Consider the following 26,765-nt stretch of genomic DNA (forward strand, 5'->3'; position numbering starts at 1 on the left):
AATCGAATTAACAGTCATGTGTTCAGCGTTGTGACGATGGGAACAACCCACCGTCACGACGAGTGCTTGATCAGGCCAATACGTTCAAATGTTTTGCCAAGGCAAGTGAGTCATTCACCAGTTGAGAGATTGTGTTGTCGTCTTGCACATCGATCGCTTGATAAACACCAAGGAACGACTGCGTGGAGGCGACGAATTTATTGAATTCGGTGCTGTAGCGCATCCGTTGATTGTCAAAGTCATGTGCGGCGATGATCAACTCTTTTTTCAGCTCAATCATGCCCAGATGCTGGCTTTTGTCCCGAATCACGGCGTTCAACTGATTGATTTGTTTGCGCAACGCATTTCGCGCCTCCATCAAGTTGTTGTAGTTGATGACCGATTCCAATTTTTCCAGGGCCTGCTGGGCCAGTTCGATCGCCTTCTCGACGACGGCCACTTCTGGGCCTGCCATCGCCAGTTTCTGAATTTCCTGAGCGTTGAGCATGGTCTCCATGCCCACCTGCGCAAACCCTTTCGCTTCGATCAGTGCCATAGCTTCGGTCAACACGTTACGTTTCTCGTCCAGAGTCGCACGCCGTTCCTTTATTTCCTCGATTTCTGGCGGTACCCGAGCAATATCTTTTTCCAGTTGCTCTTGATATTTGGCGGTCGTCGCTCGGTCCAGTGCGACATTTGTACGCTTTTGCAAATGATTCAACGTACTGTATTCGGCCCGGATGACATTGATGATCTTAGACGCCGCTTCCACGATGTCTTCCAGAATCTCAGCGCGGTCTTCGTCCGTGGACGTCTTGAGTTCCGTTTGAAGGGCTCTCAAAGGGGGGACGTGGAGCCGCACCTTGTTATCAAGGGTCAGGACGACTTCACGAAGTTTAAGCTCTGCGTCTTCAAGGACACTGGCCATTTGGATGACATGGTTGTAGGCCGTTGGAAGGTAGTCGGTCTTGATGTAGAGGGCCTCGACTTCAATTCGGGCCTCGCGCGTCGTACGGAATGCTTCGCGAAGCAGTGCGACGTTGATTTCGGGGTAGTTTACGACAGAAGGAAAATAAGTGACGTTGTTCATATCAGACTCCATTGATCGACCGGGCCGCTTGATCGGCCTCGGCAAAAATTCTTTGTAATTCACGGGTATCGGCTTCGATGGTCTTCCAAGGGGCGACAACCAGATTGAATTTGTTCTTGAAGCGGCGCATCGACAATCCATCGTGAATGGCATCGACTTCAACACTGGATTCGGTCACGAAGGTATTGATCGTGCTCCAGACCGTGATCAGGTTTTTGGTGGCAAGGTCAGCATCGAGCACGATCATGTCCAGATCCTGAAAGTCCATGCGAACACGTTCCAACGACCCGATGATCGTTTCTTTCAGTTCAAGTGCTTTGATGTCGGCTTCTTGCTGGTCGCGCAGTTTTTTGCGCTCTTTGCGAACCTTTTCCGCCTGCACGCTGGAGTAGATCATCGTGACAATATTGCTCAGCGCGCTTGAAACAGCGTCTTTCACCAACTGCGAGTATTCCTTGTTTTTTTCCTCGATATCTTTAGCCCGGTTTTCGATCCTTACGCGCAGTGCCTTGACTTCATCACCGAGTTTGTTGTTGTCGATGAGCTTCAGCTTGAGTTTGATTTCTGGCGCCACTTCGTTGGCCAGTTGTTTGCCGAAATGATCGAGACGAACCTTGATACTGTTGGCTTCCGCCTGGCGCTCTTTGACTTTTTTCAGGACGTCATTCAGGTATTCACCCAGTTCATCTCGCTGATCCACCCTGATTTCCGGGAACTTGACGCCTTGCGCTTGGTATTTGCGCAGGTCTTCGAGGGTTTTGATGCCGTATTTCTCCACCGCGCCGAGTGCCACGATCTCGCTGAAAACTTCGTTCATGGTTTCGCCCATGACTTGCATGTAGCCTGCGAAGAGAACCAGCCGGTCATTGACCGTTACCAAGTTATTGCGAAGTGGCGTCCACAGGCTGGCATGGCCATGAATCAGCGTGAATGTCTTGAGGAAATCTGGTGGCTCCAAACCTTTGCCAGCGCCAGATTTATAACCGAGATACGCGATGGTTCGCGCAAGCGTCGTTGGCAGTGCCAGCCCTCTAAGTTCGTATTTTCTAATATGGATGATTTGTTCTTTGGTCAGAATAAGACCGCTGTCACGGGTCTCACCGTCAGCTGTTCCAACCGAAGAACTGAAGAGCAGCGCTGGATCGGTCGCGGCACTGTTTGCAATAGCGTCCATAGATGCAGTCATGATCATTAATCCTTTAATGATAGGAGTGTTACGTTGTGTGAGTGCATCAATACGTGGTTGAACATATCGAACGCACGCTGCGAAGATTAAGTTGCAGACAGTGGAAGGTCAAAGAAGAAAATAGGTCTTGGCTTGTAAGAAGTTTCTAATACTGATTGTTTCCAAGTTGTCAGGCCCTGAAAACAAAGGGGCGGCGGGATTGTTTGAAATATGAAGTTATCTAAACCTGCCGCAGGTTGTGCCGGTAAGGGGGAGGAAGAGAGTGCTTTGAAGGGGGATCAAACCGATTTCAGCAGACGTTGATATTCATCCTTGTCGATGTCGTCGCCCAGTTCGGCGGCGCGCTCGTGATATCTTATGGCCAGCCCCTGGATTTCCGGATGAGCGGCGTCCAGCAGGGTCTTGCGACTGACACGCAAGAAGTTGAGGTTGCCGATGCGTAACGCGGTCTGGAACCAGTGGATAGCCTGCTCAATGTGGCCATGATCAGCCAGCACGGCGGCATGGCTGAACTGCCCACGGAAATCTCCACCCTCTGCCGAGCGGCGATACCAGTCATGGGCGGCAGGCAAGTCCCGCTCGCAGCACACGCCTTCTTCCAGGTAGCGGCCCAGCATGTTCATGGATTTGGCATGGCCCAATTGTGCCGCCTTGCGGTAGCAGGCCAGGGCGCGGGCCTGGTCCTTGTTCACGCCGCGGCCTGTGGCGAGCAGGTTGCCGTAATTGTAGAAACCCCAATCAAGCTCGGCTTCGGCAGCCTGGCGGTAATACCCGGCGGCCTTGGCTGCGTCTGGCTCGCAGCCCCAGCCGTGCTCATGGCAACGTCCGGCCATGTTGGTGGCCATGGCGTGGCCGTTGCGCGCAGCGATTTGAAACCATGTCAACGCGAGGGCGGCGTCCTGTTCGATACCGGTGCCGTCCAGCAGGATCTGGGCGAGCAGCGCTTGTGCATCAATGATGTTTTCCTGGGCCGCGATCAGGATCGCTCGCGCCGCACTGGCCGGGTTTTCTTCCAGCATGGCGCGCAGTTGTTGGCCGTCGAGCGCGTCTTCCCGCCGCAGCGTCCAGTTCATGAGTCAGACCTCCACCCACTGGCGCAGCAGGTTGTGATAGGTGCCGGTGAGTTGAATCAGCGAGGGGTGATCGGGCACGTCGCGACTCAGTTGCTGGATCGCTGTGTCCATTTCGAACAGCAGCGTGCGATGACCATCGTCGCGCACCAGGCTTTGGGTCCAGAAAAACGACGCATAGCGCGCGCCGCGCGTGACGGCGTTAACTTTGTGCAGGCTGGTGGCGGGGTAGAGCAGCATGTCACCGGCAGGCAGCTTGACGGCGCGAGTGCCAAAGGTGTCCTGGATCACCAGTTCGCCGCCGTCGTAATCATCGGGGTCGCTGAAGAACAACGTCGACGACAGGTCGGTGCGCACCCGTTCGATGCTGCCCTTGGCCTGGCGGACCGAGTTGTCGATGTGGAAATCGAAACTGCCGCCCCCGGTGTAGCAGTTCACCAGCGGCGGGAACACCTTGTGTGGCAGAGCGGCGGACATGAACAGCGGATTCTGCCAGAGACGCTCAAGCATCGCTGCGCCGATTTCCACCGCCAGAGGATGACCTTCGGGCAACTGGAGATTGTGTTTGGCCTTGGCTGACTGGTGACCAGCGGTGATCTTGCCGTCCGCCCATTCGGTTTGCTCCAGCGCTTGGCGGATGCGCAGCACTTCCTCGCGGGTAAACAGGCCGGGAATGTGTAGGAGCATGGCGCAGCCACTCTGTATCGAAAAGGTAGCGAATGGTAGTGATTCTTATTGGCTGTGTAAAACCCCCGCGAGCGCGCGTGGACGGATGAGGAAGAAAAAGCCGTAAAGCGAAATTGTAAAGAATGTAAGTTTTATGCGAATAAAAATGATTCACATCTATATTCCGCGACCTCAACATTCCTTGGGGAAGGAAATCACTATGTCGCGCCAGTCTTTACAACCGTCCGTCAGTTCACCACGGCTCCTCGCTTCGGCGATCGGCATGGCCGTCACTGCCATGTCCGCATCGCAGATGGCCCACGCTGCCGACGAAGCTGAAAAAGCCAACGGCAACGCCATTTCACTGGGCGCGACCAGTATTACCGGAGAAGCTCAGGAATCCACCGACTACAAGACCGAGAAGAGTGCGTCGCAGAAATACACCGCTCCGCTGTCGGACACGCCACGTTCGGTCACTGTCATCCCTCAACAAGTCCTGAAAGACACCGCCGCCACCTCGCTGCAGGACGCATTGCGTACTGTGCCGGGCATTACCTTCGGCGCTGGTGAAGGCGGCAACCCGCAGGGCGACCGACCGTTCATTCGCGGCTTCGACGCTCAGGGCGATACCTACATCGACGGCGTGCGTGATACCGGCGCGCAGTCTCGCGAAATCTTCGACATTGAATCGATCGAAGTGAGCAAAGGCCCGAACTCCGCCATCGGTGGCCGTGGCTCGGCGGGCGGCAGCATCAACCTGATCAGCAAACTGCCAAAAGCCAATGACTTCACCAATGGCAGCTTCACCTACGGCACTGACCAGACCCGTCGCTACACCCTGGACGTCAACCGCAAGTTCCTCGACACCGCCGCGTTTCGCCTGAACCTGATGAGCCACGAGCAGAACGTCGCTGGTCGTGATGCGATCAACTATGACCGCTGGGGCGTGGCACCGTCGGTGACTTTCGGTCTGGGCACCGAGAATCGCCTGAACCTGAGCTACTACCACGTTGAAGGCAACGACCTGCCGGATTCGGGAATTCCGTATGGCTATAGCTCGAACTCCGCAACGGCTGTGCATGTGCATGACAAGCCGACAGACGGTGGCAACAGCAACAACTTCTACGGCCTGAAAGACCGAGATTTCCGCAAGACGCGTAGCGACATTTCCACGATCAGCTTCGAACATGACTTCAATGAAGACATGACGCTGAAAAACACTTTCCGCCACGGCAACACTGGCCAGGACTATATCCTGACCCAGCCTGACGACAGTCAGCACAACGTCAATACGCGCGGTACTGTGTGGCGCCGTGCGAACGCCCGTGTCAGCACCACCGAAACCACCACGAACCAGACTGATCTGTTCGGTACGTTCCAACTGGCTGGGTTCAAGAACAGTTACTCCACCGGCATCGAATTGACCCGTGAAGTGAGCAAGGTCAGCGGTTACACCTTCGCCAACCCGGCCAACAGCAACCCGGCGGCGACCTCGCCTGGCGGATTGGGATGCCAGGTCGGTGAAGTCTACGGCGGCACTTGTACCTCGCTGAGCAATCCGAATCCGGATGACGATTACACCGGCACCATCTCGCGTAACTACAAAGGCACCAACACCATCGGTTTCACCCGCTCGGTCTATGCCTTCGACACCATCGAGCTGAGCCCGCAATGGCAAGTCAACCTGGGGACGCGTTTCGATAACTTCGACACTTCTGCCAAGACCGACAGCCTGACTGCCGCGACCACTCGCAGCAAGAACAACAGCCATTTCTGGAACTGGCAGGCGGGTATCGTCTACAAGCCGGTTGAGAACGGCAGTATCTACACCTCGTTCGCCACATCGGCCACCCCACCGGGCGGCATGCTGAACGAGGGGACCGACGGTAACGGCTTGATCGCGGACGGCAGCATCGTGAGCAGCGATCTGGAGCCGGAAACCACCAAGAACTATGAAGTCGGTACCAAGTGGGACTTCCTCGATGATCGTCTGTCGTTGACGGCTGCGGTGTTCCGCACCGAGAAGACCAACACCCGTGTACTGGTGAGCAACAACACCTACGAGAACGCCGGTAAAAGCCGCGTCGACGGTGTCGAGCTGTCGGCGAGCGGCAAGATCACCGACCAATGGCAAGTGTTCGCCGGTTACAGCTACCTGGACAGCGAACTGGTTGATCCGGGCGCCAACGGCAACACCCGTACCAACACTGTGATCGCCGGTGCCAACCCGAACAAAGGCAATGAGCTGCCGAACACCGCCAAGCACAGCGCCAGCCTGTGGACCACTTACGACGTCACGCCAAAGCTGACCATCGGTGGCGGCGCGTTCTATGTCGGCCAGGTCTGGGGTGACACGGCCAACACCGTGTACGTGCCGTCCTATACCCGTTACGACGCCATGGCTTCGTACAAGCTGACCAAGAACGTCGATTTGCAATTGAACGTGCAGAACCTGACCGACAAAACCTATTACGACAAAGCCTATGCGGCGCACTTCGCCAACCAGGCAGCCGGTCGTACGGCGTTGGTGACCACCAGCTTCCACTTCTAATGAAGAAGCGGAATCAGGAAGCCCCACTTGCCTTTGGCGGGTGGGGCTTTTGTGTGTGGGAGGGGGGCGTGTTCATTGTGTAGCAGTCGGGCTGGGCGGCTGGACGCAGGCTCGCTTTTGATTAGGCGCAAAGGGCGTAGGAGTGCGGCCCAGAGACAAGCCACGCTCCTATGGGCTTTGCCTGGAAGCAAGGACGGCTGTTGTGTCCAGTCTGTAACCGAATAAAGAATCAGCCACGGATGAGAATGCATCCGTTTATGCGCATAATGCGCGTCGCGACGGGTTATCGAGGGGATTGAGGGTGTTGAAGAAAGTCCTGTTTCAATTGCATTGGTTCTTCGGGATCACGGCGGGTCTGGTGTTGGCCCTGATGGGCATCACAGGCGCGCTGTATTCGTTCGAAGACGAGATCATGGATGCGCTCAATCCCGATGCGCTGTTCGTTCAGCCCCGCGAGCATCAACTGTCGCTGGCTGAAATGGTCAGCAAGCTCGAAGCCCAGGGCAAGGACACCGTCTCGATGTTCCGCATCGAAGTCGATGGCGATCGGGCCGCTCAGGTGTGGTTCAAGCCTGCACCGGGTGAACGTCGTGGCGAGATGCATAACTTCGACCCCTACACCGGTGAGTTCAAGCCGGATGCGGTGGGGCAGGACTTCTTTGGTTTCATGCTCAACCTGCACCGCTTCCTCGCGGCCGGTGAATACGGCAAGCAAGTGACGGCAGCCTGCACCCTGATTCTGGTGTTCTTTTGCCTGTCGGGCCTATACCTGCGCTGGCCGCGTCAGGCGCTGAACTGGCGTGTCTGGCTGACGCTTGACTGGGCGAAGAAGGGGCGCAGTTTCAACTGGGACCTGCACTCGGTGTTCGGCACCTGGTGCCTGATCGTGTATCTGATGCTGGCGGTCACTGGCCTGAACTGGTCCTACGACTGGTTCAACAATGGCATGAACAAGTTGATCGGCGACCCACCCGTACAGGGCGAGCAGCGTCGCGGCGGCGGACCGCGCCCCGGCTCCGGACCAAAAGACGGAGCGCCCGAGCAGCCCCTCGTTGCCGATTACCCGGCCATCTGGGACACCATCCAGAAAACCGCAGGCCCGGACCTGAAAAGCTACAACCTGCGCCTGCCTCAAGCGGCGGGTCAGATGGCCACCGTGTTCTACATCCTCAAAGACTCGCCGCACCCGCGTGCGCTCAACCAGATCACCCTGGACCCGGCCAACGGCAAGCTCAAGGCGGTTTCGCGTTACGCCGACAAGGGTTATGGCGCGCAACTGCTGACCAGCAACTACTCGTTGCACACCGGGGGCTACTGGGGCATGACGGGCCGGATCGTCATCACCGTGGCGGCGGCGCTGATGCCACTGTTCTTCATTACCGGATGGCTGTTGTACCTGGACCGTCGCCGCAAGAAGCGTGAAATCCGCAACGCCCGTGGCGAAGTGGCGGTTTCAAGTGCCAGCGGCTACGGCAGTCAGGGGCCTGCCTGGTTGATCGGCTTCGCGAGTCAAAGCGGATTTGCCGAACAACTGGCCTGGCAGACGGCGGGTCAGTTGCAGTCGGCAGGTTTGCCGGTGCGAGTGCAGCGTCTGGCGGATGTGACCGAGCAAGACCTCAATCAGAGCTGCAATGCACTGTTCGTCGTCAGTACGTTTGGCGACGGCGAAGCACCGGACAGTGCCCGAGGTTTCGAGCGCAAATTGCTGGGGCGTCCGTTGGCATTGGACAAGCTGAACTATGCCGTTCTGGGGTTGGGCGATCGTCAGTACCCGCATTTCTGCGGTTTCTCGCAGCGTTTGCATGGCTGGCTGTCCGAGCGAGGCGGCAACACCTTGTTTGCCCCGGTGGAAGTGGACAGTGGGGACAGCGCCGCGCTTCAACACTGGCAGCAACAGTTGAGTGAACTGACTGGTTCGACGCCAGCCAGCCCCTGGAAAGCGCCGGAATACGAGAATTGGGTGCTGTCTCAGCGAGATTGGTTGAACCCCGACAGCGTGGGCTCGAAGGTGTTTTTGCTGGGCCTGATTTCAGCTTCCGACACCCGATGGCAGGCGGGGGACTTGATCGAAGTGTTGCCGCGTAATGGGCTGTTTGCCGTCGAGCAGTTCCTCGCCGGGCTGGGCATTGCTGCGGATACACAGGTCAAGGTCGATGGTCTGCATGAAACGCTTGCGCAAGCGTTGGGCGGTCGTCAGTTACCTGCCAACCGTAGCCACTTGGTCGGCTTGCATGCGCAAGCGCTGGTGGATGCGCTGGTGCCATTGGCCATGCGTGAATACTCGATTGCATCGATTCCCGAAGACGGCACGCTGCAACTGATCGTGCGACAGGAAGTGCACCCGGACGGCAGCCTGGGCCTGGGGTCTGGCTGGTTGACCGAACATGCGGCAGTAGGCGATACGATTAGCCTGCGCATTCGTCGCAACAGCAGTTTCCATCTGCCAAGTGAGCCTGTGCCGCTGATTCTGATCGGTAACGGCACCGGGCTGGCGGGGCTGCGCAGCTTGCTCAAGGCGCGTATCGCCCAAGGCGAACCGCGTAACTGGTTGCTGTTCGGCGAGCGCAATGTGGCTCACGATTTCCATTGCGGTGGTGAGCTGCAGAGCTGGCAGGCGTCTGGTGAACTGGCGCGGATGGACTTGGCGTTCTCCCGTGATCAGGCGCAGAAGGTCTATGTCCAGGATCGGTTGCGCGAAGCGGCCGATGAATTGCGTGTCTGGATCAATGAAGGCGCAGCGATTTACATCTGCGGCAGTCTGGAAGGGATGGCTGGCGGTGTGGATGAGGTGTTGAAAGCAGTGTTGGGCGAACACGTCGTGCAACGCCTGATTGAGCAAGGGCGCTATCGCCGCGACGTGTACTGATGTTGCTGTCCTTGTAGCAGTGAATCCGATTGATCGTTCCCACGCTCCGCATGGTAACGCCGCTCTGGACGCTCCGCGTCCGTTTTGGCGGTGACGCGGAGCGTTACGGAAGGCATGCCCACGCAGAGCGTGGGCACGATCATTACCCTCTTAAGCCACAAACTGCTCCGCGTAGTGGCAAGCCACCTGGCGGTTATCCACAGCCCTCAGCTCCGGCACTTCACTGCTGCAACGCTCGGTCGCGTAGGGGCAGCGCTTATGGAAGGCGCAGCCGCTCGGCGGGTTGAGCGGGTTGGGCAGTTCGCCGACGATCTTGATCTTCGGCTTCAGTGGGTCCGGGTGAATCGCCGGGGTCGCCGACAGCAGCGCCTGGGTGTAAGGATGCAGCGGACGACTGTAGATTTCTTCCTTCGGCCCCATTTCCGCCGGGCGACCGAGGTACATCACCAACACGCTGTCGGCGACGTGACGCACCACCGCCAGGTTGTGGGAGATGAACACGTAACCGGTATTGAACTCCTGCTGCATGTCCATGAACAGGTTCAGCACCTGTGCCTGAATCGACACGTCCAGCGCCGAGGTCGGTTCGTCCGCCACCAGCACTTTCGGCTGCAGCATCATGGCGCGGGCCAGCGCGATACGCTGGCGCTGACCACCGGAGAACATGTGCGGATAGCGCTGATAGTGCTCAGGGCGCAGCCCCACCTGCTTGATCATCGCTTGTACTTTCTCACGACGTTCAGCCGCCGACAGGCTGGTGTTGATCAGCAACGGTTCGGCCAGTTGGTCACCGATTTTCTGCCGCGGGTTGAGCGACGCATACGGGCTCTGGAACACCATCTGCACGTCTTTGCGCAGTTGCTTGCGTTGCGCCTTGGTGGCCCCCGCCACTTCCTGACCGGCGATTTTCAGCGAGCCAGAAGACGGCTCTTCAATCAGCGTCAGGGCGCGGGCGAGGGTGGATTTGCCGCAGCCGGATTCACCGACCACAGCCAGCGTCTTGCCCGCTTCCAGTTCGAACGACACGCCATTGAGGGCGCGCACGGTCGCGTGGGGTTTGAACAAGCCTTGGGATACATCGTAGTGACGGGTGAGGTCACGGGCGGTCAGTACGATCTCGCTCATCACGCCACCTCCTGATTCAGCGGGTAGAAGCAACGCACCAGACCGTGGACCTGTGGGTCCAGCGTCGGGCGCTGTTGACGGCATTTGTCCTGGACGTAAGGGCAGCGCGGCGACAGCAGGCAGCCGCTTGGACGGTCATAGCGACCGGGCACGATGCCCGGCAAGGTCGCCAGACGCTCGGCGCCCATGCTGTGCTCGGGAATCGCCGCCAGCAGCGCTTCGCTGTACGGGTGCGCAGGCACGTCGAACAGGCCAGGCACCTGACCCACTTCCACCGCTTGCCCGGCATACATCACGCACACGCGCTGCGCGGTTTCGGCGACCACGGCCAGGTCGTGAGTGATCAGCACCAGCGCCATGTTCTGTTCTTTTTGCAGGGCCAGCAGCAGGTCCATGATCTGTGCCTGAATGGTCACGTCGAGAGCCGTGGTCGGTTCGTCGGCGATCAGCAGTTTCGGCTCACCGGCGATGGCCATGGCGATTGCAACCCGCTGGCTCATGCCGCCAGACAGCTGGTGCGGGTAGGCTTCCAGACGCTGAGCTGCGCCCGGGATTTCCACTTTTTGCAGCAGTTCCAATGCGCGCTGGTGAGCGGCTTTACCTTTCAGACCCAGGTGCTGACGCAGGACTTCCTTGATCTGGAAACCCACGGTGTAGCTTGGGTTCAGCGCGGTCATCGGGTCCTGGAAGACCATCGACAGGTCCTTGCCAACGATTTGGCGACGCTGGCGCGGGGACAGTTTGAGCATGTCCTTGCCGTCGAAGCTCAGCGAGTCGGCGGTGACGATGCCGGGGTGATCAATCAGGCCCATCAGCGCCATCATCGTCACGGATTTACCCGAGCCCGATTCGCCCACGATGGCCAGCACTTCGCCCTTGTCCACGCTCAGGCTCAGGCCGTCGACGACCGGAGTGGCGGTGGCGTCGCCGAAGCGGACGTTCAGATTGTTGATTTCTAGCAATGGCATTCTGGCGTCCTCAGGCGGCGTTTTTGAGTTTCGGGTCCAGCGCATCGCGCAGGCCGTCGCCCATCAGGTTGATTGCCAGCACGCTGAGCAAAATGGTCAGACCCGGCAGGCTCACCACCCACCAGGCGCGTTCGATGTAATCGCGAGCCGAAGCGAGCATGGTGCCCCACTCAGGGGTTGGCGGTTGTACGCCCAGACCCAGGAAACCCAATGCTGCGGCATCGAGGATGGCCGAGGAGAAACTCAGGGTCGCCTGAACGATCAGCGGCGCCATGCAGTTTGGCAGCACGGTGATGAACATCAGGCGCGGCAGGGTGGCACCGGCCAGCCGGGCTGCGGTCACGTAGTCGCGGTTCAGCTCGCCCATGACCGCTGCGCGGGTCAGGCGCACGTAGGAGGGCAGCGAGACGATGGCGATGGCGATCACAGTGTTGATCAGGCCTGGGCCGAGGATGGCGACGATGGCCACGGCCAGGAGCAGCGACGGCAGGGCCAGCATGATGTCCATCAAGCGCATGATGGTCGGGCCGAGGATTTTCGGGAAGAAACCGGCCAGCAGGCCCATCAGAATCCCCGGAATCAGCGACATCACCACCGACGACAGACCGATCAGCAGCGACAGACGCGAGCCTTGAATCAGGCGCGACAGCAGGTCACGGCCCAGTTCGTCGGTGCCCAACACGAATTGCCATTGGCCGCCTTCCAGCCAGACCGGTGGGGTCAGCAGGAAGTCACGGTATTGTTCGCTCGGGTCATGGGGGGCGACCCATGGGGCGAAGATGGCGCAAAACACGATCAAGGCCATAAAAGCCAGACCGGCGACGGCACCTTTGTTTTTGGCGAAATGCTGCCAGAACTCTTTGTAGACGGAGGGGTACAGCAGGCTTTGATCGACCGCTGTGACAGGAGCAGGTGTATTCATGGTCGTGATCTCAGCGCTGGTGACGAATGCGTGGGTTGGCGAAGCCGTAGAGGATGTCCACCACGAAGTTCACCAGAATCACCAGGCAGGCGATTAACAGGATGCCGTTTTGCACGACGGGATAGTCACGGGCGCCGATGGCTTCGATCAGCCACTTGCCGATGCCCGGCCAGGAGAAGATCGTTTCGGTCAGCACGGCACCGGCGAGCAGGGTGCCCACTTGCAGGCCGAACACGGTCAGCACTGGAATCAGCGCGTTGCGCAGGCCGTGGACGAACACCACGCGGGCAGGCGACAGGCCCTTGGCGCGGGCGGTGCGCACGTAGTCTTCGCGCAGCACTTCGAGCATCGAGGAACGGGTCATCCGGGCGATCACTGCCAGCGGAATGGTGCCCAGCACGATGGCCGGAAGAATCAGGTGACGCAGGGCGTCCATGAACGAACCTTCTTCATCGCTGAGCAGGGTGTCGATCAGCATGAAGCCGGTTTTCGGTGGAATGTCGTACAGCAGGTCGATACGACCCGATACCGGGGTCCAGCCCAGCGATACCGAGAAGAACATGATCAGGATCAGGCCCCACCAGAAGATCGGCATCGAATAGCCTGCAAGAGAGATCCCCATGACCCCATGGTCGAACAGGGACCCTCGCCGCAAGGCTGCAATGACACCGGCCAGAAGCCCGATGATGCCAGCGAATATCAGCGCCGCAATCGACAGTTCCAGGGTCGCCGGGAACAGCGAAGTGAATTCGGTCCACACGCTCGTGCGTGTGCGCAGCGATTCGCCGAGGTCGCCATGAGCGAGCTTGCCGACGTAGTCAATGTACTGCGCATACAGGGGTTTGTTCAGGCCAAGGCGTTCCATGGCTTGGGCGTGCATTTCCGGATCGACCCGGCGTTCACCCATCATGACTTCGACCGGGTCGCCCGGGATCAGGCGAATCAGTGCGAAGGTCAGCAAGGTGATGCCGAAGAAGGTGGGTATCAGTAACCCCACTCGGCGAGCGATAAAACTAAACATCTTCTTGTGTACCTCATCAGCCGGTTAGGCGTATGCCGATTGGGTTCATCGGATGATGAACCCACCGGATTCTTCTTCTACTTCACCTGGGTAGTGGCGAAGTTATTAGTGGTCAGAGGGCTAATGTGATAGCCCTCTACGTTCTTGCGCATTGCAGTGAACATTTTGGTGTGCGCCATGCTGATCCATGGCTGATCCTGGTTGAAGATCGCCTGGGCCTGCTCATAAAGCGCGGCACGCTCGGCCGGGTCGGTTTTTTCCCGTGCCTGATCGATCAACGTCTGGAACTTCTCATTGCACCAGCGTGCGTAGTTTTCGCCGTTCTTGGCGGCTTCGCAGCTGAGGTTCGGCGTCAGGAAGTTATCCGGGTCGCCATTGTCGCCTGCCCAGCCTGCCGACACCATGTCGTGTTCGCCGTTTTTCGCCCGTTTGAGCATTTCGCCCCATTCCATGACGCGTATATCTAACTTAATGCCGACTTTTGCCAAGTCAGCCTGCATCATTTGCGCGCCCAGCATGGGGTTCGGGTTGGTCGGGCCGCCGCCGTTGCGGGTGAACAGAGTAAAGGTGGTGCCTTCCGGAACGCCCGCTTCTTTAAGCAAGGCACGTGCCTTGTCCAGATCGTGGGCCGGGTTTTTCAGCTGTTTGTTGTAGCCCAGCAGGGTGTCCGGGTACGGGTTGACGCCAACGGTGGCGTTGCCTTTGCCGAACAGGGCGTTGACGTAGGCTTCTTTGTCGAAAGCGATGTCGATGGCCTTACGCACCCGCACGTCGCTCATGTACTTCTTGGTGGTGTTCATCGCGATGTAAGCGGTGGTCATCGCGTTCAGTTCGTCGACCTTCAGGTTGGGGTCGTTCTTGATGCTAGGAATGTCGTCAGGCTTGGGATACAGCGCGATCTGGCATTCGTTGGCCTTGAGCTTTTGCAGGCGCACGTTGTTGTCGGTGGCGATAGCCAGCACCAGCGTGTCGGCCGGTGGCTTGCCGCGGAAGTAATCCGGGTTGGCCTTGAAGCGCACCTGGGCGTCTTTCGCGTAGCGCTGGAAGATGAATGGGCCAGTGCCGATCGGCTGGCTGTTCAGGCCGTCGAGCTTGTTGGTCTTGAGCAATTGGTCGGCGTATTCCGCCGAATAGATTGAAGCGAAGGCCATGGCCACGTCGGCCAGGAAGGGTGCTTCGCGGCGGGTCAGGGTGAATTTGACGGTACTGTCGTCCACCTTTTCCACGCTTTTGAGCAGTTCTTTGAAGCCCATGCTCTCGAAATAAGGGAAACCGACGGTGGATTGCTTGTGCCACGGATGGTTCGGGTCCAGTTGACGCTGGAAGCTCCAGACCACGTCGTCGGCGTTCATGTCGCGGGTCGGTTTGAAGTAGTCGGTGCTGTGGAACTTGACGCCTTTACGCAGGTGAAACGTGTAATGAAGGCCGTCTTCACTGATGTCCCAGGACTCGGCCAGCGCGGGCTCGATCTCGGTGGTGCCCGGCTTGAAGTCCACCAGACGGTTGTAAATGGTTTCCGCTGCGGCGTCGGCGGTCACCGCTGTGGTGTACAGCGCTGTGTCGAACCCTTCCGGGCTGGCTTCGGTGCAAACCACCAGAGGCTTGGCCGAAACGCCGACCGCGGTGCTGAGCAAAGTCATTCCCAGTGCCAGCGCGACTGCGTTGCGCAATGTTGCGAGTTTGAATGTCGATTTCAAGGAAACGCCCTCCGCAAGTGATGAAGCCGATAATGAGTGGGTGTTTCGGGCCATTAGGTTCTGTGTGAACAATGGCCCGAAACAACCCACGGGTCAGTGATTACAGGATGTTGAACGGAATCGTGGTCACCAGACGGAACTCGTTGATGTTGCCGTCAGCCTGGTTGGCGCTCGCACGGTGAGTGGTGTACGTGCCACGCATGGTCGAGGCCTTCAGCGGGCCGGACTGCATGGTGTACGAGGCACCGATGCCGTATTCGTAGTGGGTTTCGCCGTCCATACCGCGCACGTCATAGGCGGTGCCTTTGTAGTGGGTACCGTCGATGTCGAAACCGCGAGCCTGGTAAATGTTGAACTTCAGGCCTGGCACGCCGTAGTCAGCCATGTTCAGCAGGTAGCTCAACTGCACGGATTTCTCGTTCGGGCCGTTGAAGTCCGAGAGCAGGGAGTTGGCCAGGAAGATGGCGTTGCTGTCGTGGATGTAGTCGAAGTAGGTGTCGCCTTCCACTTCCTGATACGAAATGCTGAAGCTGTGCGCCTTGTGGGTAGCGGTCAACGACAGGGAGTAGGTGTCGTTGTCGATCGGGCCCATCTTCTTGGCGCCCGAGTCTTTGGTCTTGTAGTAGTTCAGGTTGGTGGAGAGGCCCAGTACGTCGGTGTCGCCCATCTCGTGCAGGAACGAGAAGTAGTACTGGTGCCAGAAGTCTTCAACGTTTGAAGCGTAGAAGCTGGTGGTCAGGCTCTTGAACGGTTTGTAGTCGACACCTGCGATGTCCACGCGATCCGCCTCGATGTTGGCGTTGGCGGTGTACTCGGAGCGGAACTTGGTCAGGCTTTGCTCGGAGCGCGGCGAAACGCGGTCGAAGCTGCCCGCAGTGAACGACAGGTTGTTGAACTCTTCGCTGAGGATGCTCACACCCTCGAAGCTCGACGGCAGCGCGCGGTTACCGATGTAAGCCAGTACCGGCGTGTTGAGCGACTGGCGGCCTGCGGTCAGCGTGGTGTTGGAGATGCGTGCCTTGACGTTGGCCAGGCCCAGTTTGCTCCACTGGCCGACGGCGTCACCGTCGCTGTGAGTCAGAGTACGGTTGTTGCGGCCCATGATGTCGTCGGAGTCGCGGTCGAGCGCGACAGCGTTGTACACGGCCATTTCGGTAGCAAACCCGACGGTGCCTTGGGTAAAGCCTGAGCTGTAATCAACGATAGTGCCCTGCACCCAGTTGATCCGGCGTGGATCAGAATGCGGGCTGCCGTTTTTGTTGTAGGAAAACTCGGCGCCGCGGCGCAGCAGTTCGTTGGAGTACCAGTTCTTGGTCGAACCGGTGATTTTCGAGTCTTCCAGGAAGCCTTTGGCTTCGCTCTGGGCATTGGTGGTGGCCAGTGTGGTCGGAACGAATTCCTGACTGGTCGGCTCTGCCTGTGCTGCTACGCTGGCGGCGAGCAAGGACAAGGCGAATACAGCGGTGCTGGCATTTCTCACGTTTTAAAGCTCCCGATGACATCTTTATAAAGGCCGGCTTTTTTGGGGTGGCCGGCTTGGGTGTTGCGGCCTTGTGGGCCTTTTTTTGCTCGTTCCGCGGATTGCGGATAAAGCCGTGCCAAAGATGAGGGTTCACCTGAGGCACGTGTTCTGGGGTTAATCGACGATGCTGACGCCGGAGAAGTTGTTGCGGCCGAATGGACTGACCTCAAAGCCCTCGACGCTGGCCCGCAATGGCTGGCTGACCGTCGAGTGCGCGATTGGGGTGATCGGCACTTGCTGTTTCAGGTAGTGTTGGGCCTGTTTGTACAGGTCGATACGTTGATCTTTGTCTGCCGTCGCGATGGCCGCCTTGACCAGTGCGTCGTATTTTTCGTCGCACCACATCGAGTAGTTGTTGCCGCCGATGGAGGCGCAGCTATACAACGTGCCCAGCCAGTTGTCCGGATCTCCGTTGTCGCCGGTCCAGCCGATGAGCGAGATGTCGTGTTCGCCGTTCTTGCTGCGCTTGAGGTACTCGCCCCATTCGTAACTGACGATGGTCGCCTTGATACCGACCTTGGCCCAGTCGGCTTGAAGCATTTGCGCCATCAGCTTGGCATTGGGGTTGTAAGGGCGCTGAACCGGCATGGCCCAGAGCGTCAGCTCGGTGCCCTCCTTGACGCCCGCCGCGCGCAGCAATTCACGGGCTTTTTCGGGGTTGTACGGCGCATCTTTGACGGTCTCGTCGTAGGACCATTGCGTCGGCGGCATGGCGTTTTGCGCCAGTTGGCCGGCGCCCTGATACACCGCGTCGATGATGGCTTTCTTGTCGACGGCCATGTCGAGCGCCTGGCGAACCTGCAAATTATCCAGTGGCGCGTGACGCACGTTGTAGGAAATGTAGCCGAGATTGAACCCCGGCTTCTCTACGACCTTGAGCTGCTTGTCCGCCTTCAACGCCTCGACGTCAGCGGGACGAGGGTTGTAGGTGATCTGGCATTCGTTTTTCTTGAGTTTTTGTACGCGCACTGACGCATCGGTGTTGATCGCAAAGATCAACTGATCGATTTTGACCCGCTTCGGGTCCCAGAACTGTTTATTGGCGACGTAGCGGATTTGCGAATCTTTTTGATACCGCTGAAATGCGAAAGGGCCGGTGCCGATCGGTGCCTGATTGATTGCACGAACTTCGCCGGATGCCATCAGTTTGTCAGCATATTCCGCCGAAAGAATCGACGCGAAGTTCATCGCAATATTTTGAATGAATGCGGCATCGACCTGATTGAGGGTAAACACCATCGTCATTGAGTCGGTTTTTTCAACCGATTTTATATTCTTGTCCAGTCCCATGCTGGTGAAGTAGGGGAATTCTGTCGGATAAGCGACACGAAACGGGTGCTCTTTATTCAACATTCGATTGAAAGTAAAGAGCACGTCGTCGGCATTGAAATCACGAGTGGGTTGGAAGGCCTTGTTGCTATGGAACTTCACACCCTCGCGCAGGTGAAACGTGTAGCTCAGGCCTTCAGGTGAGACATCCCAACGGGTCGCCAGTGCAGGCACGACACTGGTCTGGCCTCGCTCGAACTCGACGAGCCGGTTGTAGATAGGCTCGGCAGCATCGTTGTCAGTACCCGACGTGAATTGGCCAATATCGAAACCCGCAGGGCTGCCTTCGGAGCAGAACACCAGGCTTTTGGTGGCCGCATGGACAGCGGGAGTAGTGGCTAATAGCCCAACAGCGAACAGCGATGGAATAGCACGATGTTTACGCATGACAATCCTTATCGTCTGGAACTCGAATGGCCTGAATGATTCGGAAAACTCGCGGCAATCGTTTGCGCAAACGAAGTTTCCCGGACAGGAAAACCCGACCGACAGATAAATGGCAAATCTCAGGGCGGGGCCTGAAACGGTATGTCCGCCAAGCCCGACAGTAAAGACTTCTGATTACTTCAAAGTTTGTAGGAAAAGTGCATATCGTTAGTAGGCAAATTCTTAGTGTCGCGGATTACTCATCTAACGATAGTCATTTTCATGTATCTATCACGCACAGAACGACACGGCCGCGATATCAGAAATATCGCGACCGTGAAGTCATGGGGAGGTATTACTTGCCGCTAACGCTCACGCCGTAGAACGAGTTCAGACCGAATGGGCTGATCTTGAAGTCCTGCACCTCTTTACGCATTGGCTGGTAAACGGTCGAGTGCGCAATGGGGGTCATCGGAACCGCGTCCTTGAGCAAGTGCTGAGCCTGTTTGTACAGCTCGGTGCGCTTGGCCTGGTCGGTGGTTTCCTTGGCCTGGTGAATCAGGGTGTCGAACGGCTTGTCACACCATTTGGCAAAGTTGTTGCCATTGATGGCGTCGCAGCCGAACAGGGTGCCGAGCCAGTTGTCCGGGTCACCGTTGTCACCACTCCAGCCAATCAGCATCGCGCCGTTTTCACCATTCTTCGCACGCTTGATGTATTCGCCCCATTCGTAGGAAACGATCTTGGCGTTGATGCCGATTTTCTTCCAGTCGTTCTGGAGCATTTCAGCCATCAGTTTGGCGTTCGGGTTGTATGGACGCTGAACCGGCATCGCCCACAGGGTGATCTCGGTGCCTTCGGCCACGCCCGCCTTTTTCAGCAATTCTTTGGCTTTGGCGACGTCGTACGGGGCGTCCTTGATGGTGGTGTCGTAAGACCACTGGGTCGGCGGCATGGCGTTGACGGCCAGTTGGCCTGCGCCCTGATAAACCGCGTCGATGATGGCTTTCTTGTCGACAGCCATGTCCAGCGCCTGACGCACTTCCAGCTTGGCCAGCGGGTTAGGCTTGGTCTCGCCCTTGATTTGCGGCATCACGTTGTAGGCGATGTAACCCAGGTTGAAGCCCGCCTGATCAGGCATCTTCAGCGCAGGGTCAGCTTTCAGCGGCGCCAGGTCGGCTGGGCGCGGGTAAGCGGTGATCTGGCATTCGCCTTTTTTCAGCTTCTGGGCACGCACCGAAGCGTCGGTGGTGATGGCGAAAATCAGGTTGTCGACTTTGACGTCGTCAGGCTTCCAGTAATCCTTGTTGCCGGTGAAGCGGATGTTGGAGTCTTTCTGGTAGCTCTTGAAGACGAACGGGCCAGTGCCGATCGGCTTCTGGTTGATGTCTTCCGGCTTGCCTTCCTTGAGCAGTTGGGCGGCGTATTCAGCGGACTGAATCGATGCGAAGCTCATGGCCAGGTTCTGGATGAAGGCGGCGTCGACGGTGCCCAGCGTCATCTTGACGGTGTGATCGTCGACCTTCTCGATCTTGGTGATGTTGGTGTCCATCGCCATGTCGGTGAAGTACGGGAATTCGGTCGGATACGCCTTACGGAAAGGGTCGTCCTTGTTGATCATGCGGTTGAACGTGAACAGCACGTCATCGGCATTGAATTCGCGCGTCGGCTTGAAGTAAGGCGTGGTGTGGAACTTGACACCTTCGCGCAGGTGGAAGGTGTAGGTCAGGCCGTCCGGGGTCACGTCCCAGCTGGTGGCCAAACCTGGAATAACGGCGGTACCGCCACGTTCGAACTGGCTCAGACGGTTGAAAACGGTCTCGGCCGAAGCGTCGAAGTCGGTGCCGGTAGTGTACTGACCTGGGTCGAAACCAGCGGGGCTGCCTTCGGAGCAGAACACCAGATTCGATGCTGCATGAGCGAAGGGAGCGCTGGCGATCAAACCTGCGCCGAGAAGAAACGGAATGACCGCTTTTTTGAGCATGGTGGCCTCAGTTGTTGTCATTTTTTAATTGAGGGTACGACCTTTTGAGTCGATCCCGCGGATACTTATGCAGGCGCCATACCCAAAGCAAGATGCTGGCGCCAAACAAGTGTCAAAGAGTGGCACGAACGTACACGAATGTCGCAAAACTATAATTCCTGACGTGGTTAAACGTTTGCGTGTCGCATATCGGCATGTTTAGTGAGCATTTTTGGTGCATTCGCCAGTTGCGAATGCACCCGTTTGTATCTGCAGTGTTACTTCGCTGCTGTTTTTTTGTGGTGCTATTTCGCCAGACTCACCCCATAGAAGGGCGTCAGGCCGAACGGGCTGAGTTTGAAGTCCTGCACCTCCTTGCGCATGGGCTGGAACACTTTGGAGTTGGCGATCGGGGTGATCGGCACGTCGTTTTTCAGGATGTTCTGTGCTTGCTGATACAGCTTGATGCGCTCGTCACGCTGGCTGGTCAGCTTGGCCTGGGTCACCAGCTTGTCGTAACCGGGGTTGCACCATTTTGCGTAGTTGCTGCCCTTGACCGCCGCGCAGCTGTAGAGCACGCCGAGCCAGTTGTCCGGATCGCCGTTGTCGCCTGTCCAACCATAGATCATCACGTCGTGTTCGCCAGCCTTGGCGCGCTTGATGTATTCACCCCATTCGTAACTGACGATGTTGGCCTTGATGCCGATCTTCGCCCAGTCGGACTGAATCATCTGCGCTGACATTCGTGCATTCGGGTTCGAGGCGCGTTGCACGGTCATGGCCCACAGATTGATTTGCGTCCCTGGTGCAACGCCTGCCTCCTTGAGCAGTTGCTTCGCTTTTTCGGGATCGTAGGGCGCGTCTTTGATATTCGGGTCATAGCCCCATTGAGCGGGCGGCAAGGCGTTCTGCGCCAGTTGGCCTGCGCCCTGATACACCGCCTTGATGATTGCGGGCTTGTCGATGGCCATGTCCAGCGCCTGTCGCACCTTGAGCTGGTCCAGCGGTGGATGAGTCACGTTGTAGGCCAGAAAGCCGAGATTGAAACCCGGCTGGCTCAGCACTTTCAGATTCGGGTCTTTCTGCGCTTCTTCGATGTCCTGCGGGCGAGGGTAGCCGCTGATCTGGCATTCACCGGTCTTGAGCTTCTGCAGGCGGGTGGCGGCGTCGGTGTTGATCGAGAAGATCAGGTTGTCGAGCTTCACGTCGTCGGGCTTCCAGTAATCCTTGTTGCCGGCGTAGCGAATTTGCGCATCCTTTTGGTAGCGCTTGAAGACGAAGGGGCCTGTGCCGATCGGCTTCTGGTTGATCTCGGCGGCTTTGCCCTCCTTGAGCAGTTGCGCTGCGTATTCAGCGGACTGAATGGACGCAAAGCTCATCGCCAGGTTCTGGATGAACGCGGCATCGATGTTGTTCAGGTGAAAGCGGACGGTGTACTCGTCGACTTTTTCCACCTGTTTGATGGTGGTGTTCATGTCCATGTCGGTGAAGTACGGCGACTCGGACGGATAGGCCTTGCGGAAAGGGTCATCGGCGTTGAGCAGACGATTGAACGTGAACAGCACGTCGTCAGCGTTGAATTCGCGGCTGGGCTTGAAGTAATCGGTGGTGTGGAATTTCACTCCCTGGCGAAGATGGAACGTGTACGTGAGGCCATCCTCGGACACGTCCCATTTCGTGGCCAGTCCCGGTTCGACTTCAGTGCCGCCTCGTTTGAACTGAGTCAGGCGATTGAAGACCGTTTCGGCCGAAGCGTCGAACTCGGTGCCGCTGGTGTATTGGCTCGGGTCGAAGCCCGCCGGGCTGGCTTCCGAGCAGTACACCAGGGTGCTGGCAGCGTGAACAGCAGGGGCGCACAACGTGATCGCAGTCGCCAGAAGCAGCGGCTTAAAGGTGTTCTCCATGTGAACCTCATGCAAGTGCGGCAGTCGTGCCTGAACATCATTGACGGATGATAGAGCGTCGAGAATGCCGCACTGCCGAGTTTTACGACAAGCAGTCCCGCAGGGTCACTTGATGACTTCGAGCTTGATCAGAAGCGCGCGTGTCACCAGACCGATGAGCGTAAATCTCAGTACCACCCAGAGGGGCGAGTCTTTGTCGAGAAACTCTCCGCGCATGAAATTCAGGTACGCAAGACCATCTTTCTCCATTTGTTCAACGACTCTATACCCGGTTTCGGCGGCGTGGCGACGAATGTCCAGAAGTTCGGTTTTCGAGGCACTGCGACGAATGCCTTCCGGATTGCGCTCTGCCCATTCCTTGACCGGAGCGTCTTGCCATTCGCTGTCAGCCGGGTGTTTGAAAAAGGAGCGGGCGACAGCAACAGGATCAGCATGCGGGTCGCCATACCAGCGATCAACCATCGCCTTGGCGACATTGCCCACTGCATGCGCCGCAAGAGAACCGGCCAGTGTATGCAGTGGGTGTTCCGCATGATCTTTTGCCAGTTGTGAATGGGTCGGATTGGTTGAGCCGTTTTCATGTGGGTCCTGACCGTAGCGCGTCTGCCAGTCATCCACGTTGTGGCTGAGTCGGTTGAGCACTTCTTTCATGGCAATGGCCACCGCGTTGCCCGTCACCCCCGAGGCGCCTTGCAGATAGGCGGCGCAGCGCTGGAGAAAGTCAGCGAACGGCAAGCCGACCCAGGCGTCCCTGGTAGACAGGTATGCCTCGAAGATTTCCAGATACCGTGGATTGTGGTGTTCAGCCAGCAGAATCGACAGGATCTGCTCGCGTGTACTGCGATCTCCCGGTTTTTGAGGTTGGTAGGTCACATCCTCGATCGAAAACAGAATATCTCCCAACGTACCGCCAATGCTTGCCAGCGCGTCGCTGGGACCGAACATTCCGGTCACTAGTGGCAAACCGGCCGCGCAATCGGCTGGCGACGTCCAAGGCAAGACCTCGGCGTGTCCATTCTTGATCAAAGCGAGTTCGACGAAGTTCGAGTGCGCAAAAAAGTCTTCCAGCACATGCAACGCCGATCCGAACGCACGATAACCTTCAGGCCTGAGACCGTGCTTTATTGCAACCCTCAGTTCACTTTCCATGAACGCAATGGAACGCTCGATGTAGCGTTTCATGGACGTGTCGTAATCGACGTCCAAAAGTGGGTCACCATCCTGAACGACGGGTTCAAAATCGGGGTCGCGCGTGATGGGGTCGACGGCATTCGCGTTGGTTGTCCTGGGGTTGTCGATATGCTCGCTGGGCCGGTAGACGCCAAGTTTGTCGGGTGTGACGGTGTAGTCCTGTGCAGAGGCCTTGCGCAGATCGGCGAAGTGCTTGATGGACAGCACATCGACGATTTTCGTCAGCGCCTCACGTGACAGCACGTCTGGGAAATCTTTTGGCATGTCGACGGATCGAACGATTTTGGGATCGAGCAGCTGTGAGTAGTCACGCAGCCAGTTACCGAAGTAGATCGACTGACGCGCCTCTTCATCGAAACCATGCTTGTTCAGTACCTTTTCGATTTCCCTGTGGGTCATTTTCTGCTCATGCCCATCCCCCGCTTCGAAGGCTTCACGATTCGGGTTTTCATGACGATGATCATGGTCGGCAGTATTGGCGTCGTGGCGTCGGACGATGCTTTGGCGCGCCGCTTCCCAGCCTACGGAGATGTCGATGGTCTCAGCGTCCGGCGCGTACTGGCAGGTGGCAATCTTCAGGCGCGCACTGGTACTTGCGCCTAGGCAGGCCATCATCAGTGAAAACCGCGCGCCTTCTTCGCCCGACGCATCCTCAGCCAGAAGAGGGGAGGCGCCGTCGAGAAGATCAGTGAAGTCATGGCGCAGGAGGTTATCGATGTGATGGCCGAATTCGTGCAGCAGGACGTCGAACAACACATCAGAACGAGCACCGCTAAGTGCATCGCGGACAAGCTCGGGGTGGATGCGGATGACGCGCTGGCGGTTGTCGTAATCGCCCAGATACTCATCTGCGTCGAGCAGAATTGCGGGATTCGGGATCTTGCCGGCGATCAGGTCACCCTGGAGCGCGGCATAGACACATTCAGGAATGTCCTGGCTATAAACGCGGGCCATGGCGTCGGTGAAGGCGGACAGGGGCAGGTTCGCAGCAATGCCGGTCAAAATGTCCAGCGCGACCGTGCTCTGGATCCGGACGGTGGTTGAGGCGATAGAGGTTATGGCTTGAGGTTGAACAGTCATGGTCGGATTCGTCCTTGAATCGGAATGGGTCAAGTTTTAGGGGTCGACGGGGTGATCAGTTCCAGCAGTGCCTTGCCCCACGGGGTTGCGGAGAAGGCGTTCAGAAATGCCTGTTCAACGAGCGATAAATGCTTGTTGGCCTCACCATGTTGGCGGTCGAACATTTGTTCGAGGAATCGCTGGCTGTCCGCCTCCAATTGGGTGTGGAGCCTGCGCAGCTCTTCAACCGCCTTTTGGTGCACACGGTCGAGTTCTGTCCGGGACTGTGCCCGCTCCAGTTGATCAGGATTAGCGTCAACCCAGGTGCGTACGATCTCATGGTGCCAATCGGTGTCGGCGGGATGACAGAAAAACGCCGTCGCGACGGCAATGGGGTCGGCAGTCGTGTGGCCGTTCCAGTGGTCAACCATGGCCAGGGTCGTACGGCGTACTGCTTCACGTGCCAGTTGTGCTGTCAGATCGTGCAGCGGGTGTTCTGCGTGATCCTTGGACAACTGCGAGTGGGAAGGCTCGACCGATGGATCGGTATTCGGGTCTCTGCCCAACACTGTCTGAGCGTCGTCGATGCTGTCTCCTAGCCAACTGAAGACACCCCGCATCGCGCCGTTGTAGGCGTTCAATACAATCCCAGCCGGTGTGGAGATCAGCCAGCGATAGAATTTCAACGTGTCCAGCCCCCATCCGTTGGCGAGTTTGATGAGTTCGTCGCGCACGGTCAGAAGGGCATTGAAGACAGACAGATACTGCGGATTGGAATGCTCGCTCAGAAGGATCGCCATCAACTTGTCTCGATCAGAGCGGTAGCCAGGCTGGGTCAGTTCAAATTCCAGATCGGTGGTGGAGAACAGCATCTTCCCTAGAGGTGCCGCCAGACTCGCAATGACATCGCTGCCGCCAAACGTGCCGGTGACCAGTGCCAGATCGTGTCGACTCGCCGCTGCTGCGGTCCAGGGAATCACGTTCTCGTGGCCGCGTTGAATCAGGCTCAGTTCGGCGAAGTTCGAATGAGCGAACAGGTCTTCCAGTACATGCAATGCTGCGCCGTAGTGACGTAAACCTTCCAGCGAGCGGCCATGCTTCATTGCCTGTTGCATCTGTTGCTGCAGGTAGGTCACTGACCGCGATACATAGCGCTTCATCGAGGTCTCGGGATCAATCTCTGTCAGCGGGTTTCCAGGCAAAACCCAGGGTTCGAAATCCGGGTCTCGCTCTTTTGGGTCCGGGAAGGCGGGGGAGACGGTTAACGGATTGTCGAGGTGTTCGTGCGGCAGGTAGACACCGAGGCGTTCGGTGGTCACTTTCATCTCGGCAGGGGATTCCATGCGCAGGTCGATAAATTTTTTCGCCGCCAGAACATCCACAATATCTGTCCAGGCCTGACGCGAAACGATGGCCGGGAAGTCTTTGGTCATATCGACGCCTCGGGTGATCTTGGGGTCGACCACCTGTGAATAATCGCGTAGCCAATTGCCGAAGTAGACCGCGTCCACTTCCTTGCGACTGAAGCCGTGATCGCTCAGGACCCACTCGATGTTTTGATGCGTATGCCCTTGCGAATCGTCGCTGCCTGCTTCGAAGCCCTCCCGGTCGGGGAGCAGGTGCTGACTGTCGATACGGTCGTCAATGCCGTCCAGCATCTCCTCGATGGCCTGCCGTGCCTGTTGCCAGGAGACGGCGTACTCGCGCGCAGGATGTGCCTCCTCGTGCAGTGTCGCAATCGTGACCTGATCCTGAGCCGGGGCGCACGTCGACATCAGCCAGGCGGAAAAGCGATGCCCCTCTTCGCCTTCGGCATCTTGAGACAACGTTTCTAGTCCGACAGAGGGACGGCTGAAGTCCTGGCGCAAGAGATTGTCCAGATGATGACCGAATTCGTGTATCAGGACCGATAGCAGCTCCCAGTGATGGTCGGGGTGTTCGGTTGCCTTGGAAAAGAATGTCCGGTCGATACGGATAATGCGGTCCCGGTTGTCGTAGTCGGCGCGAAAGCCCGGAATGTCGGTCAGGAAGAGTGCAGGGGATTGCAGAGTGCCTTGCTGCAGACAACGCCACAGATCCTGGCAGGCTAGCGGCGAAATGTCGTAGCCAAAAATGTGTTGCAGGGCGTTGATACCGTCGGTTTCATCGAGGCGTTCTGTGGTCCGGGCCAACTGATTGAGGATCAGCGTGCTGTGCAGGTACTGGCGAGAGCGGTCAGCGCTCGGGTGAGCGGGGGCATTGGATGTCATGGTGAATTCTTCCTTGAATGATGTAAGTCAGCCTGTCCGTG

Annotated in this window: 17 protein-coding genes; 2 read left to right on the forward strand and 15 right to left on the reverse strand. The window is 57.8% G+C overall.

Annotated features, from left to right (window positions below):
• Positions 1 to 70: 70 nt before the first annotated feature.
• From ACI5GA_RS21305 to ACI5GA_RS21320, 4 genes are all read right to left on the reverse strand, one after another.
• Positions 71 to 1,069, reverse strand: coding sequence for an alpha-xenorhabdolysin family binary toxin subunit B (locus ACI5GA_RS21305; RefSeq protein WP_421424186.1), 999 nt, complete (start codon positions 1,067 to 1,069; stop codon positions 71 to 73).
• 1 nt (position 1,070) lies between these two features.
• A complete protein-coding gene (locus ACI5GA_RS21310; RefSeq protein WP_421424187.1) occupies positions 1,071 to 2,255 on the reverse strand; it encodes an alpha-xenorhabdolysin family binary toxin subunit A in 1,185 nt (394 codons plus the stop codon).
• Between the two features lie 278 nt (positions 2,256 to 2,533).
• Positions 2,534 to 3,328: a tetratricopeptide repeat protein gene (locus ACI5GA_RS21315; protein ID WP_421424188.1), complete on the reverse strand. Its 795-nt coding sequence runs from the start codon at positions 3,326 to 3,328 to the stop codon at positions 2,534 to 2,536.
• 3 nt (positions 3,329 to 3,331) lie between these two features.
• Positions 3,332 to 4,012 carry a Fe2+-dependent dioxygenase gene (locus ACI5GA_RS21320; protein WP_404637118.1) on the reverse strand — a complete coding sequence of 227 codons (681 nt, stop codon included), beginning with the start codon at positions 4,010 to 4,012 and terminating at the stop codon, positions 3,332 to 3,334.
• 199 nt (positions 4,013 to 4,211) lie between these two features.
• Here ACI5GA_RS21320 and ACI5GA_RS21325 point away from each other — a divergent pair, with 199 nt between their 5' ends.
• Both ACI5GA_RS21325 and ACI5GA_RS21330 read left to right on the forward strand, forming a co-directional pair.
• Complete coding sequence (locus tag ACI5GA_RS21325) at positions 4,212 to 6,542, forward strand: TonB-dependent receptor (RefSeq protein ID WP_421424189.1); 2,331 nt, start codon at positions 4,212 to 4,214, stop codon at positions 6,540 to 6,542.
• 304 nt (positions 6,543 to 6,846) lie between these two features.
• Positions 6,847 to 9,408 carry a PepSY domain-containing protein gene (locus ACI5GA_RS21330; protein WP_421425504.1) on the forward strand — a complete coding sequence of 854 codons (2,562 nt, stop codon included), beginning with the start codon at positions 6,847 to 6,849 and terminating at the stop codon, positions 9,406 to 9,408.
• 150 nt (positions 9,409 to 9,558) lie between these two features.
• Here the strand turns inward: ACI5GA_RS21330 and ACI5GA_RS21335 are convergent, their stop codons facing one another.
• The 11 genes from ACI5GA_RS21335 to ACI5GA_RS21385 form a co-directional block, all read right to left on the reverse strand.
• Positions 9,559 to 10,533 carry a peptide ABC transporter ATP-binding protein gene (locus tag ACI5GA_RS21335; RefSeq protein WP_404637122.1) on the reverse strand — a complete coding sequence of 325 codons (975 nt, stop codon included), beginning with the start codon at positions 10,531 to 10,533 and terminating at the stop codon, positions 9,559 to 9,561.
• On the reverse strand, positions 10,533 to 11,501 hold the full coding sequence (locus tag ACI5GA_RS21340) for an ABC transporter ATP-binding protein (RefSeq protein ID WP_421424190.1): 969 nt from the start codon (positions 11,499 to 11,501) through the stop codon (positions 10,533 to 10,535). The genes ACI5GA_RS21335 and ACI5GA_RS21340 overlap by 1 nt, the downstream gene beginning before the upstream one ends.
• A 10-nt stretch (positions 11,502 to 11,511) precedes the next feature.
• Complete coding sequence (locus tag ACI5GA_RS21345; RefSeq protein WP_404637126.1) at positions 11,512 to 12,423, reverse strand: ABC transporter permease subunit; 912 nt, start codon at positions 12,421 to 12,423, stop codon at positions 11,512 to 11,514.
• Between the two features lie 10 nt (positions 12,424 to 12,433).
• Complete coding sequence (locus ACI5GA_RS21350) at positions 12,434 to 13,444, reverse strand: ABC transporter permease subunit (RefSeq protein ID WP_404637128.1); 1,011 nt, start codon at positions 13,442 to 13,444, stop codon at positions 12,434 to 12,436.
• Between the two features lie 77 nt (positions 13,445 to 13,521).
• On the reverse strand, positions 13,522 to 15,084 hold the full coding sequence (locus ACI5GA_RS21355) for an ABC transporter substrate-binding protein (protein WP_404637540.1): 1,563 nt from the start codon (positions 15,082 to 15,084) through the stop codon (positions 13,522 to 13,524).
• A 157-nt stretch (positions 15,085 to 15,241) separates the two neighbouring features.
• Positions 15,242 to 16,621, reverse strand: a complete 1,380-nt coding sequence (locus ACI5GA_RS21360) for an OprD family porin (protein ID WP_421424191.1) — start codon at positions 16,619 to 16,621, stop codon at positions 15,242 to 15,244.
• 156 nt (positions 16,622 to 16,777) lie between these two features.
• The gene (locus ACI5GA_RS21365) at positions 16,778 to 18,379 is read right to left on the reverse strand and encodes an ABC transporter substrate-binding protein (RefSeq protein ID WP_421424192.1); all 1,602 of its coding nucleotides are present in this window, start codon (positions 18,377 to 18,379) and stop codon (positions 16,778 to 16,780) included.
• 334 nt (positions 18,380 to 18,713) lie between these two features.
• A complete protein-coding gene (locus tag ACI5GA_RS21370) occupies positions 18,714 to 20,342 on the reverse strand; it encodes an ABC transporter substrate-binding protein (protein WP_404637134.1) in 1,629 nt (542 codons plus the stop codon).
• 284 nt (positions 20,343 to 20,626) lie between these two features.
• Positions 20,627 to 22,225, reverse strand: coding sequence for an ABC transporter substrate-binding protein (locus tag ACI5GA_RS21375; RefSeq protein ID WP_404637136.1), 1,599 nt, complete (start codon positions 22,223 to 22,225; stop codon positions 20,627 to 20,629).
• 105 nt (positions 22,226 to 22,330) lie between these two features.
• Positions 22,331 to 24,496, reverse strand: coding sequence for an HET-C-related protein (locus ACI5GA_RS21380; protein WP_404637138.1), 2,166 nt, complete (start codon positions 24,494 to 24,496; stop codon positions 22,331 to 22,333).
• A gap of 29 nt (positions 24,497 to 24,525) precedes the next feature.
• Entirely contained in the window at positions 24,526 to 26,724 is a 2,199-nt protein-coding gene (locus ACI5GA_RS21385; protein ID WP_421424193.1) for an HET-C-related protein, read from the reverse strand.
• Positions 26,725 to 26,765: the final 41 nt, after the last annotated feature.

Origin of the sequence: Pseudomonas sp. Pseu.R1 (genome assembly GCF_045764065.1) — a bacterium.
GTDB lineage: Bacteria > Pseudomonadota > Gammaproteobacteria > Pseudomonadales > Pseudomonadaceae > Aquipseudomonas.

What these genes read in the sequence shown, in the direction of transcription:
- ACI5GA_RS21305 (WP_421424186.1), bottom strand. Translation starts at nt 1,069, where the DNA reads ATGAACAACGTCACTTATTTTCCTTCTGTCGTAAACTACCCCGAAATC.
- ACI5GA_RS21310 (WP_421424187.1), bottom strand. Translation starts at nt 2,255, where the DNA reads ATGACTGCATCTATGGACGCTATTGCAAACAGTGCCGCGACCGATCCA.
- ACI5GA_RS21315 (WP_421424188.1), bottom strand. Translation starts at nt 3,328, where the DNA reads ATGAACTGGACGCTGCGGCGGGAAGACGCGCTCGACGGCCAACAACTG.
- ACI5GA_RS21320 (WP_404637118.1), bottom strand. Translation starts at nt 4,012, where the DNA reads ATGCTCCTACACATTCCCGGCCTGTTTACCCGCGAGGAAGTGCTGCGC.
- ACI5GA_RS21325 (WP_421424189.1), top strand. Translation starts at nt 4,212, where the DNA reads ATGTCGCGCCAGTCTTTACAACCGTCCGTCAGTTCACCACGGCTCCTC.
- ACI5GA_RS21335 (WP_404637122.1), bottom strand. Translation starts at nt 10,533, where the DNA reads ATGAGCGAGATCGTACTGACCGCCCGTGACCTCACCCGTCACTACGAT.
- ACI5GA_RS21340 (WP_421424190.1), bottom strand. Translation starts at nt 11,501, where the DNA reads ATGCCATTGCTAGAAATCAACAATCTGAACGTCCGCTTCGGCGACGCC.
- ACI5GA_RS21345 (WP_404637126.1), bottom strand. Translation starts at nt 12,423, where the DNA reads ATGAATACACCTGCTCCTGTCACAGCGGTCGATCAAAGCCTGCTGTAC.
- ACI5GA_RS21350 (WP_404637128.1), bottom strand. Translation starts at nt 13,444, where the DNA reads ATGTTTAGTTTTATCGCTCGCCGAGTGGGGTTACTGATACCCACCTTC.
- ACI5GA_RS21355 (WP_404637540.1), bottom strand. Translation starts at nt 15,084, where the DNA reads ATGACTTTGCTCAGCACCGCGGTCGGCGTTTCGGCCAAGCCTCTGGTG.
- ACI5GA_RS21365 (WP_421424192.1), bottom strand. Translation starts at nt 18,379, where the DNA reads ATGCGTAAACATCGTGCTATTCCATCGCTGTTCGCTGTTGGGCTATTA.
- ACI5GA_RS21370 (WP_404637134.1), bottom strand. Translation starts at nt 20,342, where the DNA reads ATGCTCAAAAAAGCGGTCATTCCGTTTCTTCTCGGCGCAGGTTTGATC.
- ACI5GA_RS21375 (WP_404637136.1), bottom strand. Translation starts at nt 22,225, where the DNA reads ATGGAGAACACCTTTAAGCCGCTGCTTCTGGCGACTGCGATCACGTTG.
- ACI5GA_RS21380 (WP_404637138.1), bottom strand. Translation starts at nt 24,496, where the DNA reads ATGACTGTTCAACCTCAAGCCATAACCTCTATCGCCTCAACCACCGTC.
- ACI5GA_RS21385 (WP_421424193.1), bottom strand. Translation starts at nt 26,724, where the DNA reads ATGACATCCAATGCCCCCGCTCACCCGAGCGCTGACCGCTCTCGCCAG.